Source organism: Pedobacter riviphilus, assembly GCF_014692875.1.
Taxonomy (GTDB): domain Bacteria; phylum Bacteroidota; class Bacteroidia; order Sphingobacteriales; family Sphingobacteriaceae; genus Pedobacter; species Pedobacter riviphilus.
In genome coordinates this window covers 1,871,046-1,886,220 of sequence record NZ_CP061171.1, presented here as the reverse complement: position 1 = coordinate 1,886,220, position 15,175 = coordinate 1,871,046, and the positions used below count along the sequence as shown (strand labels likewise).

General features: G+C 37.7%; 12 protein-coding genes and 1 pseudogene. 4 read left to right on the top strand and 9 right to left on the bottom strand.

Annotated elements, in window-relative coordinates; translation table 11 throughout:
* Positions 1–16 precede the first annotated feature (16 nt).
* The 4 genes from H9N25_RS07675 (at position 17) to H9N25_RS07660 (ending at position 5,036) form a co-directional block, all read left to right on the top strand.
* Positions 17–694 (top strand): 3'-5' exonuclease, encoded by a 678-nt coding sequence (locus H9N25_RS07675; RefSeq protein ID WP_167294124.1) that lies wholly within the window; start codon positions 17–19, stop codon positions 692–694.
* On the top strand, positions 684–2,135 hold the full coding sequence (locus H9N25_RS07670; RefSeq protein WP_167294123.1) for a DUF294 nucleotidyltransferase-like domain-containing protein: 1,452 nt from the start codon (positions 684–686) through the stop codon (positions 2,133–2,135). Before H9N25_RS07675 ends, H9N25_RS07670 begins: the two co-directional genes overlap by 11 nt.
* A 611-nt stretch (positions 2,136–2,746) precedes the next feature.
* Complete coding sequence (locus H9N25_RS07665; RefSeq protein WP_190328476.1) at positions 2,747–4,348, top strand: discoidin domain-containing protein; 1,602 nt, start codon at positions 2,747–2,749, stop codon at positions 4,346–4,348.
* A 358-nt stretch (positions 4,349–4,706) separates the two neighbouring features.
* Entirely contained in the window at positions 4,707–5,036 is a 330-nt protein-coding gene (locus H9N25_RS07660) for a YegP family protein (RefSeq protein WP_167294121.1), read from the top strand.
* A gap of 71 nt (positions 5,037–5,107) precedes the next feature.
* On the opposite strand, the gene rplT is transcribed toward H9N25_RS07660, so the two are convergent.
* The 9 genes and pseudogenes from rplT to H9N25_RS07615 all read right to left on the bottom strand — a co-directional run bounded on the left by rplT (position 5,108) and on the right by H9N25_RS07615 (position 15,075).
* Positions 5,108–5,452 carry a 50S ribosomal protein L20 gene (gene rplT / locus H9N25_RS07655; RefSeq protein WP_025144714.1) on the bottom strand — a complete coding sequence of 115 codons (345 nt, stop codon included), beginning with the start codon at positions 5,450–5,452 and terminating at the stop codon, positions 5,108–5,110.
* A 73-nt stretch (positions 5,453–5,525) separates the two neighbouring features.
* The gene (gene rpmI / locus H9N25_RS07650) at positions 5,526–5,726 is read right to left on the bottom strand and encodes a 50S ribosomal protein L35 (RefSeq protein WP_010600880.1); all 201 of its coding nucleotides are present in this window, start codon (positions 5,724–5,726) and stop codon (positions 5,526–5,528) included.
* Positions 5,727–5,755: 29 nt separating this feature from the next.
* Complete coding sequence (gene infC, locus H9N25_RS07645; RefSeq protein WP_051691975.1) at positions 5,756–6,325, bottom strand: translation initiation factor IF-3; 570 nt, start codon at positions 6,323–6,325, stop codon at positions 5,756–5,758.
* Positions 6,326–6,341: 16 nt separating this feature from the next.
* Positions 6,342–8,266: pseudogene (gene thrS / locus H9N25_RS07640) on the bottom strand (threonine--tRNA ligase).
* Positions 8,267–8,504: 238 nt separating this feature from the next.
* A complete protein-coding gene (locus tag H9N25_RS07635) occupies positions 8,505–9,587 on the bottom strand; it encodes an acyltransferase family protein (protein WP_190328475.1) in 1,083 nt (360 codons plus the stop codon).
* Between the two features lie 143 nt (positions 9,588–9,730).
* Positions 9,731–10,627 (bottom strand): hypothetical protein, encoded by an 897-nt coding sequence (locus tag H9N25_RS07630; protein ID WP_167294118.1) that lies wholly within the window; start codon positions 10,625–10,627, stop codon positions 9,731–9,733.
* Positions 10,628–10,985: 358 nt separating this feature from the next.
* Positions 10,986–11,723, bottom strand: coding sequence for a (Fe-S)-binding protein (locus tag H9N25_RS07625; RefSeq protein WP_190329119.1), 738 nt, complete (start codon positions 11,721–11,723; stop codon positions 10,986–10,988).
* A 22-nt stretch (positions 11,724–11,745) separates the two neighbouring features.
* Positions 11,746–13,053, bottom strand: a complete 1,308-nt coding sequence (locus tag H9N25_RS07620; RefSeq protein ID WP_169502169.1) for an MFS transporter — start codon at positions 13,051–13,053, stop codon at positions 11,746–11,748.
* 129 nt (positions 13,054–13,182) lie between these two features.
* Positions 13,183–15,075: a RecQ family ATP-dependent DNA helicase gene (locus tag H9N25_RS07615; protein WP_190328474.1), complete on the bottom strand. Its 1,893-nt coding sequence runs from the start codon at positions 15,073–15,075 to the stop codon at positions 13,183–13,185.
* Positions 15,076–15,175 lie beyond the last annotated feature (100 nt).

Genomic DNA, 15,175 nt, shown 5'->3' with positions numbered 1-15,175 from the left:
CGCTAACCATTTAAAATTGCAAGAATACTTCCTCGTAGTTGATACCGAAACTTCAGGTCTACCTAAAAATTGGACAGCACCTTATTCTAAAGAAAAGAACTGGCCTTATATTGTCCAGATTGCCTGGATTATTTATGATCAGTCTTATCAGGAAATTAAGCGGGAGAATCACTACATTAAAAATACCGATTTCACCATTGATAAGGCTGCATTAAAAATTCACAAAATCACCCCTGAATATCTGCATATCCATGGCGAAAATAAAGAAAAAGTAATGTTGCAGTTTTCTAATGATATAGAAAAATACAAGCCTTTGGTTATCGGCCATTTTATTGAGCTCGATTATCACATGGTGAATGTGGAGTTATACCGTATCGGAAGAGAAAACATATTTAAAAATCTGGCTTTCTTCTGTACGATGAAGGCAAGCGCACCATATATTACCAATACAGTAATCAGTCATTTAAAGCTGGATAAATTTTACACCATTTTATTTAATGAAGTACCCGAAAATACGCACAATGCTTTATCTGACACCTTAAATACAGCAAAGATTTTCTTTCATCTTTTAAAAACAGGCAAAATTAGCTTAACTTCAGCTCTTCGCCAGGAGCATACTTTTAACTTGAAAAAGAAAGAGACAAAAGAATTTTCGTTTAAAAGAATTTTACAGGGACTTTTTAATGGAAGATAAACTAGCAGATCAAATTTATACTGCCCGTATTGGAGACATTACTTTCAAAAAAATTGTGAGTTGCAGCCCAGGCACGCCTATTTTTGAAGCTGCAATTAAAATGTCGGAGCAGAAAACCAGCTGTCTCTTTATAAAAAATGAGCAGGATGTTTATCTTGGCTTTGTAACCGATATTACTTTAAGGGATAATGTAATTGCCAAACAGCTGAATTCGAATTTGCCGATTGACGAAGTTATGGATACTCATATTGTTACCATAACTCCAGATGCTTATGTGTATGAAGCAATATTGATGATGTTCAGTAAAAAATCGCGTTATTTATTGGTAAACGACAATGGTAATTATGTTGGTTTTCTAAGCAGGAACCGCCTTTTAAGCGAGCAGGCCGAATCTCCATTAGTTTTTATCCAATCTGTAAAATCGGCTGTAAATACCAGCGATTTAAAACTAAAATGGCAGAAAGTACCAGGCATTGTATCTCAGCTTCTGGCTAGAGGTGTACACTCGAAAATTGTAAACGAGGTGATTACTACTATTGCCGATACCATTTCTTTTAAAATTATTGAAGATGTAATTGCCAAATTAGGTCCACCACCTGCAAAATTTGTATTTATGGTTTTGGGTAGTGAAGGGAGAAAAGAGCTTAGCCTAAAAACCGATCAGGATAATGCCATTATTTACGAAGATACCGGAGAGGATAAAAGAGCAGCTGTACGCTCTTATTTTCTCGATCTGGCTACCCAAGTTTCTGATAAACTAAATTTTGTGGGCTTTGTATACTGTGATGGTGATTATATGGCCACCAATCCAAACTGGACACATTCACTATCTCACTGGAAGTACAATTATAAAAACTGGATAGAAGAAGCTTTACCTGAAGCTGCTGTAAAATTTGCCGCATTTTTCGATTGCCGGGCTATTTATGGCGATTTAGCTATTATGGAAAGTTTAAGGTCTTTTGTTGATGAGGAACTCCAAAAACCAATTGAAAAATTCTACGTATACCTAGCCAAAAATGCCCTACTCTATGAGCCACCGCTCACTTATTTTAGGAATATTAGAACGCAAAAAATCCATAAAAAAGAGGTATTCGATATTAAAACAGCCATGACCCCTATTGTGGATCTGGCAAGGGTTTATGCATTACAGAACAGGATTTTTCAAAAAGAAAATACCGGCGAACGTTTAAAGGCCTTAAGAGAAATAGGTGTTTTTAGCGAAGAGCAATTTAACGAACTTTCGCAATCGTATTATTACCTGATGGGTTTAAGACTAAAACATCAGGCCAATCTCATTATCAATGATCAAGCTGCTCCTAATAACTTTATCGAAATTGATAGTTTAACCAAAATTGAAAAGGTAACACTGATCGAAATTTTCAAAATCATCCAGAACTTTCAAAGTGGAATTAGGATGAAGTTTACCAATACTTTGGGTTAATTGTAGCTATTTTTCGATACATTGCACTAACAGGCATATCAGTTAACTGAGGATTATGTCTGTCATCTTCCCTCCTTAATTCAATTTCCGGTATCATTATTTCTAATTTTTGTTGTAAAAATTCTGCAAATCCGGCTCAGTCATTTATATTTCATAAAATTTAGCCAATAAGTCTGATAAATACTACATACAGAGAATAATAGTAAAGAAAAAGATCCTGTCAGGATGATTTCTCAGATAATCAAACGTTTGCGTGTTGTAATCTTTACATTTCTTGCAATCCCAAAAAAAAGAGGCATGAAACGCGCTGTTTATGTTTTTAAAGTTAAGCTAATAAATGTATTTCTGACAATTACAACACAAACGTTTGCGCTGATTTATTTTAACAAAGTATAATTACTGTTTGTAACTTAAGGATTACAAAGCAAAGAGAACTAACTGATTACGCTTCATTTTTAATTGAATATTGAGGGATAGCGGCCATGTTTGGCAAATATTGATGATGTAGCCTTCTATTTTATGAAGGTCAGTACATGTGGCTGAGTTAAGCACGTTAAACAAAACATTATTAACCAATTCATATTATCAATTCCTAAACTAAAAATTATCTAATGAAAAAAAACAGTCTACTTTTTGCAGGCCTTGTCTCCGCCTGTCTATTTGCGCTATCTTGTAAAAAGGCCGAAACCTTACAACCTGAGGAAAAAACGCCTACCCTAAGTCATAAAATGGCTACAGTAAACATTATTACACAAACCCGTAATGTAAATGTAGTGTATTTTGTGCCTAACGACCTGGATACCTTAGCTGGTTATCGTAAAAGACTAAGTGATCTTTTATTGTGGACCCAGGACTGGTACAAACAGGAAATGAACCGAAATGGTTATGGCAACAAAACTTTCGGTTTGGCCGATGATGGTTCGGGCGGTGTAAAAATTCTTACTATTAGAGGAAACTTACCGAAAAGCAGTTATCCTTACTCAGGCGGTTCTGGTGCTGTAGCCAGCGAAGTAAATGCTTATTTTGCAGCACACCCGGCCGATAAAACCAGCGATCATACACTAATTATTATACCAAGATACTCTATAGGCTCAAATGGCACGCCAAGTGGTGGTCCGTTTTACGGTACTGGCCGATGGTGTTATGCCCTTGATTATGAAGAAATGGACATTGCCAACCTTGGTTTAAATACAACTGTAGGTAATCGTTTCAGTGTTTGGTTTGGGGGTATGGTGCATGAGTTGGGCCATGGCTTAAATTTACCACACAACAGGCAAAAAGTTTCGGAAAATTCTACACTGGGTATGGCATTAATGTGGGCAGGTAATGGTACGTTAGGTAAAAGTCCTACATTTTTAACTGCTGCCGATGCCGCTATTTTAAACACTAACCAGGTTTTTAACAACAACTCTAATACCTACTACGGTTCCGTTACCACCACTATCCCGAAAATTTATGCCAGTTACGATAGTGGCCTGGCTTCAATCGTCGTATCTGGAAAATTTACCTCAACCGGTAATGTAACCAGTATATTATATTACAACGATCCAAATGTAAATAACGAAGGTACAGGCGTAAACAAAGATTACAATGCCATCACCTGGGAGTCGAAAAAAATTGGTACAGATAGCTTTAGGGTAGTTATGCCAATTGCCGATCTGCAGGAAAAAGCCGATGGTATTCCTTACGAGCTGAAAGTGAAACTGGTACATGATAACGGTACAGTAACCGAACAAATTTACGCCTATACCTTCTCGGGTGGTTTGCCGGTGTTGACCTTTTCAACCAAAAACGAGTTAAGCAAAACGGGGTGGACTATTGCTTCTTTCAGCTCAGAAGAAAGTTCGGATGGTAAAGCCACAAGTTTAATTGATAATGATCCTGCAACTGTTTGGCACTCGAGATGGAGAACATCTGCTACCTCTTACCCGCACAATGTGGTAATAAAAGTAGGTACAACTGCTAAAACAGCCAGTGGCGTGAGTTTATTACAGCGCAGCAGCTTAAGTAGAGCGGTTAAAGATTTTGAAATTTTAACCAGTACAGATGGCGTGAATTTTACCTCACAGGGTAATTACGTGGCGAAGAACATTAGTGGTGTACAATATTTCGACTTTACTTCACCTCAAACATTCTTATACTATAAAATTATCGCTAAATCTGCTCATGATGGTCAGCAATTTGCCTGTTTAGCAGAATTGGGATTGTATTAATTCAAGATTACCAGTGGCTGTACCACAAAGATTGTTTTCATCCTTAGACTTAATTTGTTGGATAAAATCAATATTAGTGGCAGCCGCCTTCGGAGTCGTCATTTCGAGCGAAGTACAACGTAGTCGAGAAATCTATTCAAAGATCTCTCCATTTCGCTGCGCTTCAGTCGAGATGACGAATCTTCTATTGAGCCGGTCAATGATAGCCTGTCGAAGGAGATACAAATTGCAATACAGCTGCTTTTATTGCCAAAAGGTTAACTTATTTTTAATTCTCTTACCCATATTGATTTTCCTTATAAACTTTTATAACTTTAAGTATATATCATTTTAAAACCAAATAATTAAAATCAGCACTATGGGAAAATTTGTGATTACTAAAAGAACTAACGGTGAGTATCAGTTTAATCTGAAAGCCGGTAATGGTCAGGTTATTTTAGCCAGCGAAGGTTATGCTGCAAAATCGAGCTGTGAAAACGGGATAGAATCTGTTAAAAAGAATTCACAGGACGACTCGAAATTTGAAAGAAAAACCTCGAGCAACGGCAAACAATATTTTAACCTAAAAGCTACAAACGGGCAAATTATAGGTTCGAGCGAAATGTACGAAAGTGCCTCGGCCAGAGACAATGGAATAGAATCTGTTAAGAAGAACGCACCGGATGCTGAAACAGATGATCAAAGTTAATTGTATAAAAAAAGGTTCCGATTTTACATCGGAACCTTTTTTAAATATGATTATCGCCTGAGCGAAAATTTCTATTTTACTGCATCAATTACAGCTTTGAAAGCTTCTGGGTGATTCATTGCTAAATCAGCCAATACTTTACGGTTTAAACCGATTTCTTTAGAAGCTAATTTACCGATCAATTGAGAGTAAGAAATACCGTGTTGACGTGCACCAGCGTTGATACGTTGGATCCACAATCCGCGGAATTCTCTTTTCTTAACTTTACGGTCACGGTATGCATATTGCAAACCTTTTTCTACTGTGTTTTTAGCAACAGTATAAACCTTACTTCTTGCTCCCCAATAACCTTTGGCTAAATTAAGGATCTTTTTTCTTCTTCTTCTCGAAGCTACTGCGTTTACCGAACGTGGCATGTTGTTGTTGTTTTTTGGTAAGCGGCGTCCAATTAAGGAACTTTAATGCCTGATACCTGGTGAAATTAATGAATTACTTTCCGATGCAAAGCATACGTTTTACGTTACCTGAATCTGCATCTGTTACAATTCCTGCATTTCCAAGCGCACGCTTACGTTTAGTACTCATCTTAGTTAAGATGTGACTTTTGTATGCTTTGTTTCTTTTGATTTTACCTGTTCCAGTAAGCGAAAAACGCTTTTTAGCACTGGAATTGGTTTTCATTTTTGGCATAACCTGTTATTTAATTTATAAAATTGTTTTTATTTTTTTGCTACTTTAGGTGCAACTGTAAGGAACATACGTTTACCTTCTAACTTAGGTAACAACTCTACTTTTCCTACATCTTCTAAAGCCTGGGCAAACTTTAATAACAAAATCTCTCCCTGCTCTTTGTAAACAATTGCTCTACCTTTAAAATGCACGTAAGCTCTAACTTTCTCTCCGTTCTCTAAAAAGCTTACTGCATGCTTCAGTTTAAACTGGAAATCGTGATCGTTGGTGTTAGGACCAAAACGGATTTCCTTAATTACAGTTTGTTTCGCATTAGCTTTAATTTCTTTCTGCTTTTTCTTCTGCTCGTAAACAAATTTACTGTAATCAATAATTCTACAAACTGGCGGTACGGCATTTGGCGATATTTCTACCAAATCCAATTCCAGTTCATCAGCAAGTGCCAAAGCTTTTGCCAAAGGATAAATCCCCGGTTCAACATTATCGCCAGCTAAACGCACTTCGGGCGATTTAATATACTGATTAATGTTATGCTCTGCTTCTTTTTTCTTAAAAGGTGGACGTGGTCCCCTGTTAAATCCTGGTCTTCCTAATGCCAAATTTGTACTATTTAATTTAAACTGTTATTTCTTTTCTTAATAAATTGTTGAACTCTTCCAACGTCATTTCGCCTAAATCTCCCTCACCATGTTTACGGACAGAAACTTTTCCTTCTGCCATTTCTTTATCACCGATAATGAGCATGTATGGGATCTTTTTAACTTCCGAATCGCGTATTTTGCGACCGATTTTCTCATCACGAAAGTCAATCAGCCCGCGAATATCGGAATTATTTAGTTCATCTAAAACTTTTTTTGCATAATCTTCATATTTTTCTGAAATAGGAAGAACAATAAATTGCTCCGGGCTTAACCATAACGGGAAGTTTCCGGCACAATGTTCGATTAAAACGGCAATAAATCTTTCTAATGAACCAAATGGTGCACGGTGAATCATTACTGGTCTGTGCTTTTGGTTATCGCTACCAGTATATTCCAATTCGAAACGCTCCGGTAAATTATAATCAACTTGGATAGTACCTAATTGCCATTTTCTACCTAAAGCATCTTTCACCATAAAATCGAGCTTAGGGCCATAGAAAGCGGCTTCGCCATATTCTACAACAGTATTTAAGCCTTTTTCTGCAGCAGCTTCGATAATGGCATTTTCAGATAGCCTCCAATTTTCATCAGAACCAATGTATTTTGCCTTATTCTCCGGATCTCTTAGTGATACCTGGGCAGTATAGTTATCAAAACCTAACGATTTAAATACGTAAAGCACTAAATCGATTACTTTTTTAAACTCTTCTTTCACCTGTTCTGGCATACAGAACAAGTGCGCGTCATCCTGAGTAAAGCCACGTACGCGGGTTAAACCATGCAGCTCGCCACTTTGCTCGTAACGATAAACCGTACCAAACTCTGCAAAACGAACCGGAAGATCTTTGTAAGAACGTGGTTTTGTTTTGTAAATCTCACAGTGGTGCGGGCAGTTCATTGGCTTTAAGAAGAACTCCTCCCCTCCTGCGGAGTTTTAATCGGCTGGAAAGAATCTTTACCATATTTCTCCCAGTGGCCTGAAGTTACATATAAGTTTTTATGGCCAATATGTGGTGTTACCACTTGTTCATAACCAGCTTTCGCTTGTGCTTTGGTTAAAAAGTTCACTAAACGCTCACGCAAAGCAGTTCCTTTAGGCAACCATAAAGGTAAACCCATTCCTACTTTTTCTGAGAAAGCAAATAGCTCTAACTCTTTCCCTAATTTACGGTGATCGCGTTTTTTTGCTTCCTCAATCATTAAAAGATACTCAGTAAGCTCGCTCGCCTTAGGGAAAGTTACACCATAAATACGGGTTAACTGTTTTTTAGTTTCATCGCCACGCCAATAAGCACCGGCCACATTCATCAGTTTTACTGCTTTTACAAAACCAGTATTCGGAATATGTGGACCACGGCATAAATCGGTAAATGAACCTTGGGTATAGAAAGTAATTTTACCATCCTCAAGGCCATCAATTAAATCCAATTTATACTCATCGCCTTTTTCTGTAAAATATTTTACCGCATCTGCCTTGCTTACACTTTCGCGCACAAAAGTTTCCTTTTGTTTAGCCAGTTCGATCATTTTGGTTTCAATGGCTTTGAAATCATCCGACGAAAATTCCCGGTCGCCAAAGTCTACATCATAATAAAAACCAGTTTCGATTGCCGGACCGATACCAAATTTTGTACCCGGATAAAGTGCCTCTAAAGCTTCAGCCATTAAGTGAGCTGAGGAATGCCAAAAAGTTGATTTTCCGGCAGTATCATTCCAGGTCAATAATTTTACTGATGCATCAGATTCGATTGGTCTTGTTGAATCCCAAACTTCGCCATTAACCTCAGCGGCTAATACGTTACGGGCTAAGCCCTCAGAAATTGACAATGCAATTTGGTGGGCAGAAGTGCCCTTTTCATACTGACGGACAGAACCGTCAGGTAAAGTAATGTTAATCATCTACAACTATGATTTAAATTTTAAATAAAAAAGCTTTAAAGATCACTTACAATGTGATTCTATTTTGTGCAAAGATACGGATTTTCGGCTAAAAAACAAGATAAAGTTTTTAAAGGCACCTACATTAACACGGTCATCTTACTTACGAAATGGCCCCTGAAATGAATTACCTTCGCTGAGCTTGCTAAGGCTCGGTTCAGGGCGACGGCGGTAAAACTTAAATATTTGCAAATATCTCCTATAAGAATTTAGTCTTCAGATATTTACGTAAAGGAACATCTACAAACTTCATCACCAGGTAAGAGAAAAGAATTAAAGTCAACACCGAAACCGGGATAACCACCCAAAGTGAGGAAGCTGGTGGCTGAACTTCGGCTACATAGGTTAAAAATATCCATACAAATGGATAATGTACCATATAAAGCGGGTATGATATTTCGCCCGATAGATTACAAAGTTTTTTAAACGATGGATTTAATGCTGTACCTGCGCCCAAAGCTACTAAAAGCGGAAAGTAAAATAGTACAAGTATCGGTTCGGTAATCCAATTGTATTTATCATTAAAAGGAACTAAAAAGGCGGCGAGCAAAAGCAAAATCATACCAAAAAAGCCAAGTTTATTTTTGATGATCCAATTGAAACGGTAAACCAACATACCTGCCGTAAAAGAATACAGCACGCGCGCCCCACCATCCCAAAAGTTCTGTCCGCCCCAGCCTCCGCCTACATTGGTAGCACGAAATGCAACATAACAGAGGCATACTGCACCTACCACAACCAGCGCGATCAATGATTTTTTACCTAAACGATAAAGCAGAAAAATGTAAAAGATATTGGCAATATATTCCCAAAATAACGACCAGGCCGGTGCATTTAAACAGAATAAATTGGTATACCGCTCGGGCATGGCCGGATAAGGGATTAAAAAAGCTGAGGATAAAAACAAAAGAAAGGTTTTCCCAAATCCATAAACCTCATAAAGATCGCTGTATGGATCGATCAGAAATGTGATCAGTCCTAAAACGGAACCGATAAGTACCAGCGGATGCAAACGGATAAGCCTTAATTTAAAGAACTGTGTAATCCCCATATGTGGGGCACGGCTATCATAAGCATAGGCAATTACAAAACCCGACAAACAGAAAAAAAAGTCTACAGCAAGGAAACCATGCGAAAGGAAATTTTTATTATAATTAGTAATCGCGATTTCCATAAAGTGATAAATTACCACCACAATAGCCGCTACTCCCCTTAATCCATCTAAAATTTCGAAATGTTGTTTGGTTGCTAATAAATTTGTTTTGTTCTCGGCTGTAATCACTTTTGGCTAGGTTATATTAACCCCAATATTAGTTATTCTCAATTTATATGCAAAAACTAAAGCCAACCTTTTCAAAAATGATACAAAAAAAGCCCTGAATGCTTGAAATTCAGGGCTAAATAAAACAATTATGGTGGTCTTAATTAATTTATTCCAAATGCTCTTACTTGTCCACCACCAGGTCTGTTCTGTCTAAAACGTTTCATCATGTTCTCCATTTTAGTTTTATACTCTTCGGCAGTGATCAGTTTTGCTTTTTTAGGTGCAGTTACATCTTTTGCACTTACATTTCTATATTCGATGCTTTTGGCAATTGTGCTATTACCTCTACCTTCGATCGCTAAAACCGCACCTTCAGTCCACATATTTGGGTTTGGAGAAAAATCGAAGCCCAAATCTTTTGTGTACCAGATTTTAGTTTCTTCTACCACGTTTTTATCCATGTCTAAAATTTTGATCGCCCTTGTTGATCTTACAATTGCCTGGTGACAGGTAAAACCTAAAATCTGTTTAGTAGAATCTGTTTTCACCACTTCTATTTTTGGTGCCGGGGCAGGCTTTGCCTTAGTGGTATCGTTAGGATTACCACCTCCCATTCTGAATGAGCCGATTGGACCAGAAGTAGACAGGGTTAATTTACTGGGCATATAATAAGTAGTGTCGTTTAGGTCAAAAACTTCTGTTAAGCTTTTGTCGGCAAAAACATAATAGTACTCGCGGTTGCCACCTGCACCACCAAAACGCATCATCATACGGCCCATTCCACCGCCACCGCCGCCTGCACCGTTGCTATCTTCAGTTTCTTCAACCGGCATGTAACTGGCATTGGTAGCTGTAAACAATAATTCGAAATTACTTTTACTTGTAGAAGGCATCCTTGCTTTCATTTGATCCGTTAACTGTATGCCACTTGCCGAAGCCATTGCCGCCGGATCGATAGTATTTTCGAATTGTATTGCTCCCGAGGTTTTTTTCTGCTGCGCATTTGCAATTGATGCCATTGATAAAACGCCCAGTAAAGCGAAGATTATTTTTTTCATTACGATTTTGTTTTGTCTGTTAGATACGAAAGCCTTAAAAAGGTTTAACAAAGATATTGTAGATTGTAACGTAAAACATGTTAAATTGTGTTAAAATCAACAGCTGGATTGACTGAGCAAGCTGTTTAAAGGCAGATGTAATTTATTTTTTACAATAGAGCTTGTTTTTTGAAAAGCAATTGCAATGGTTCTTTGGTTGCGGTAATCCTGCCCTCTGCTTAATCCCGATTGAACGTACGCTCCAATTTAAAATTGATCTTTAAATCGGGATAACGCTGGCGGTCAGGTTTATTTTACACAAAACAGTGGTTCTTTCAAAAGAAAACCCTGCAGATTTTTGAAACCTGCGAGGTTTAACCTAATATTCTGTACTCTCTAGCCAACCATTACAAAGTACATCGGCAATGTGCATGGTTTTAATGGCCAGATTATTTTTATCAATATAACCTTGAAGGTGTAAAAGACAGGATAAATCGGTCGAAATGATATAATCTGCCTGCTGTGCCAACGCATGATTAACTTTCTGCTCGGCCATTGCTGATGAAATGGCATCGAACTTAACTGCAAATGTTCCACCGAAACCACAGCACATATCTGTATCTTCCATCTCAATCATTTCCAAGCCATGTACTTTAGAAAGTAAGAGGCGGGGCTCATCTTTGATTTTACACTCGCGTAAAGCACTGCAAGAATCGTGATAAACGGCTTTTCCCTCCAGTTCAGCACCAAAATAATCCTTTTTGGCCACGTTTACCAGAAAATCAGAAAGCTCCCATATATTCGATTGCAGACTGCGGCATTTGTTGTGCACAATGGTATTGGTAAACAGATCATTAAATCCACCTTTCACCATGCCTACACACGATGCCGACGGTGCTACCACATAAGTATTTTCAGTAAAATCGCTCAAAAACTTCGTGCCTACTTCTTTAGCTTCATCCCAATAACCCGCATTATATGCTGGTTGCCCACAACAGGTCTGTTTTGAATTGTAGGTTACATTACATCCCGATTTTTCTAATAACCTTAAAGTATTAAAAGCGGTTTCAGGATAGAGCTGATCTACAAAACAAGGCACAAATAATTCTACTTTCATCATATTCTTAACGACTGCAAACTTACAATTTTAGCGATTCTTTCTGTTCGTTTTTTCTTAGAAGTACTAAAAGAACTAATCCAACAATAAAAAATGATGCCAAAGCAATAATAGAGTAGCGAATATTTCCAGTTAAATCTTCAATGTATGCAAAACTGAAAAGGCCAATTACAATTGCCAATTTCTCCGTTACATCATAAAAACTGAAAAATGAAGTGCTATCCTTTGTATCAACCGGTAGATATTTAGAGTAAGTAGAACGCGATAAAGATTGGATTCCGCCCATAATTAAACCCACAATTGCCGCCAATGAATAAAACTGGTATTCGTTTGTGATGTAATAACCATAAACACAACAGCCTATCCACACTAAAACGACCATAATCAGTACGTTTATATTGCCTATTTTTTTTGCGAGAAACGACATCAACATTGCTCCAGGAATGGCGACCAATTGAATAATCAATATCACTGCAATAAGTTTTGCGGTTCCTAGTTTTAATGTTTTTTCAGCGAAACCAGCAGCAGCAAGCATAATGGTCTGCACGCCCATAGAGTAGAAAAAAAACGAAACTAAAAATCCTTTTAAAACTTTCATTTGTTTTACCTGGGCCCAAACTTTCGATAACTCACTAAAGCCATCTTTAAGGATATTCGTTTTTACTTTATCGTGCTGAGGTGTTCCGTTTGGAAGTACCGAAAAAGGAATCTGGGAGAAACCTATCCACCAAACCCCAACCAATAAAAAAGATAACCTAGGTGGGAATGAGGCATCGGTAATACCAAACCATTCTGGTTTTAGCACAAATAGAAAACAGATCAGTTGAAGTAAAACCGAACCAATATACCCATATGAAAAACCTTGTGCACTCACACGATCCTGATGTTCTTCAGTTGCAATTTCTGGCAGATAAGAGTTGCTGAACAATACCCCACCGATATATCCCATGGCGGCCAGTGCAAATAGAATAATGCTCATTTCAAGTGTATCGAGTTTAAAGAAATATAAACCGATACAGGCCGCTCCACCCATATAGGTGAAGAATTTCATAAAGGATTTTTTATTACCCCTTCTATCGGCAATGGATGAAAGCATTGGCAAAGCAAAAGCCATAATCAGATAGGCAAATGATAAGGCATAATTAGAAAGTGAGGTATTGATATAAGTCCTGCCAAAAAACTGCACTTTATCACCATGTTCTTTAGTGGTGGTAATAATGGTATAATAAGCCGGAAAAATGGTAGAAGTGATGACTAAGTTATAGGCAGAGTTTGCCCAATCGAAGAATGCCCACGAACGGATGGTTTTCTTATTGTTTTTTGTTATCATTTAGTTTATTGGGAGGTTAACTGTTTTAATTGGTTAACTAGTTAATTGTTTAGTTGGCAAAATTGTTTAAAGAGATAAATTGCAGTTAACTAATTTCTACAGTTTAAACAGTTAACCATTTTATACTCGCTAAAGATAATACTTCTTTCCATCTGTTTTAATCTTACCTGCATCTAATAATTCTCTTATCGCATCAATTCTTTCTGCTTCTGCACCATTTTTAATACTGATCACCAGATCGTCAAGGCTTAAGGACTGTTGTTGAAGTAAAGAAACAATTTCATATTCAATTTCTTCGCTCATTTGACTGTTATTTTCAGCTCTTTTTTCAGCTAAGCAAACATCGCAAACCCCACATTTCGTAGCGTTGTGTTCGTCAAAATAATTGAGTAGCTGAATGCTTCTGCATAAATTAGATGAAGCATACCCCACCACCGCGTTGATCTGTTTGTGTAAGATTTCTTTTCTCAGTTCCAGGTATTTTACATCCAGGTCAAAATGATCCATATCCACCCTTGGCCTAACATATTGTAACTGTGGCTGATCCGTCTGTTGAATATACGTAAGCAATTCGATGGCCTGTAACTTATTCAATAAAGCAAGAATCTCTTTATAAGACAACCCTGTTTTTTTTGCTAAATCGGCTTCGTTAATCTTAACAAAACCGTCAAAAGCTCCACCGTACGAACGCAAAATCGTCTTTATAATCCCATCGTAGGCTTTATTTTCGATCTGAAAACGGTAAATATCTTCATGGCTGGCAATAAACATCATTCTTGATGGGAGGAAAACACTTTCAGATAAGGTAAGATAACCGTCGTGTTCTAAAAACTTCATCGCAGAAATTGTTTTTAAAACACTAATATTAAATCGCTTACTGAAATCAGCGATATCAAAGGTAAAGGTTAAACCTTCGCCAGCACCAAATGCCAGCTGAAAATAATTGCCTAGATGATGATAGGTTTTTCTGATTTCTTCTGGAGACGGAAAACTATCCAGGTATCTGGATTCCAGGCCCAAAATATCAGACTGATGAGCTAAAAGAACGGCGTAACTTCGCTTTTCGTCGCGCCCTGCCCTGCCTGCTTCCTGGTAATAGGCTTCCAAACTTTCTGGTAAGTCTAAATGCACCACAAAACGAACGTCTGCCTTATCTATCCCCATTCCAAAGGCATTAGTAGCCACCATGATCCGGGTTTTGTTGCTCTTCCACGCCTCCTGCTTTAAAAAGCGTATATCGCGTTCCAACCCAGCGTGGTAAAAATCGGCTTTAATTCCATTTCGGCTAATAAAATTGGCCACTTCTGCGGTTTCCCTGCGATTGCGAACATATACCAAACCCGTACCCTTAACATTATTACAAATATCGATCAGCTTTTTATATTTATCTTCATTACCAAAAACCACATAGCTTAGATTATCCCTTGCAAAACTTTTAACAAAAACCTGTGGGTCTTTCATTTCCAGTTTTTCTATAATATCTTTTCTAACAAATTCGGTAGCTGTTGCGGTTAGCGCTAAAACAGGAACATTCGGCAGAATTTCGCGGAGTTTGGAAATCTGTTGGTATGGCGGCCTGAAATCGTAACCCCATTGAGAAATACAATGCGCCTCATCAACCGCAATCAGGTTCACGTTCATGTAAGAAATGCGAACCCGTACCAAATCAGACAATAAACGCTCTGGGGATAAATAAAGAAACTTAATTTTTCCGTAAATACAATTATCCAGTAAGATATCGATTTCACGTTTACCCATTCCGGCATAAATGGCAATGGCTTCAATCCCCTTCGATTTCAGATTTTCTACCTGGTCTTTCATCAGGGCAATTAGTGGCGAAACTACTATACAAATCCCCTCTTTAACCAAAGCAGGAACCTGAAAACAAATTGATTTACCACCCCCGGTAGGCAACAATGCTAAACTGTCTTTCCCTTCTAAAACGGAGGCAATAATATCTTCCTGTAAAGGTCTAAAAGACTGGTGTCCCCAATATTTTTGTAAAATCTCTATTGCTGTCATAAATCGGCAGTATCAAAACTATACATTTAATCTAAAATCGCTACTTATTATTGTTAGAAATTGAAAAAATCATCTTTAGAAAAGATTATTAACTTTGCTC

Excerpts from the sequence above, each read along its gene's own strand:
- H9N25_RS07670 (WP_167294123.1), top strand. The coding sequence starts at position 684 with ATGGAAGATAAACTAGCAGATCAAATTTATACTGCCCGTATTGGAGAC.
- H9N25_RS07665 (WP_190328476.1), top strand. The coding sequence starts at position 2,747 with ATGAAAAAAAACAGTCTACTTTTTGCAGGCCTTGTCTCCGCCTGTCTA.
- H9N25_RS07660 (WP_167294121.1), top strand. The coding sequence starts at position 4,707 with ATGGGAAAATTTGTGATTACTAAAAGAACTAACGGTGAGTATCAGTTT.
- rplT (WP_025144714.1), bottom strand. The coding sequence starts at position 5,452 with ATGCCACGTTCGGTAAACGCAGTAGCTTCGAGAAGAAGAAGAAAAAAG.
- rpmI (WP_010600880.1), bottom strand. The coding sequence starts at position 5,726 with ATGCCAAAAATGAAAACCAATTCCAGTGCTAAAAAGCGTTTTTCGCTT.
- H9N25_RS07630 (WP_167294118.1), bottom strand. The coding sequence starts at position 10,627 with ATGAAAAAAATAATCTTCGCTTTACTGGGCGTTTTATCAATGGCATCA.
- H9N25_RS07625 (WP_190329119.1), bottom strand. The coding sequence starts at position 11,723 with ATGAAAGTAGAATTATTTGTGCCTTGTTTTGTAGATCAGCTCTATCCT.
- H9N25_RS07620 (WP_169502169.1), bottom strand. The coding sequence starts at position 13,053 with ATGATAACAAAAAACAATAAGAAAACCATCCGTTCGTGGGCATTCTTC.
- H9N25_RS07615 (WP_190328474.1), bottom strand. The coding sequence starts at position 15,075 with ATGACAGCAATAGAGATTTTACAAAAATATTGGGGACACCAGTCTTTT.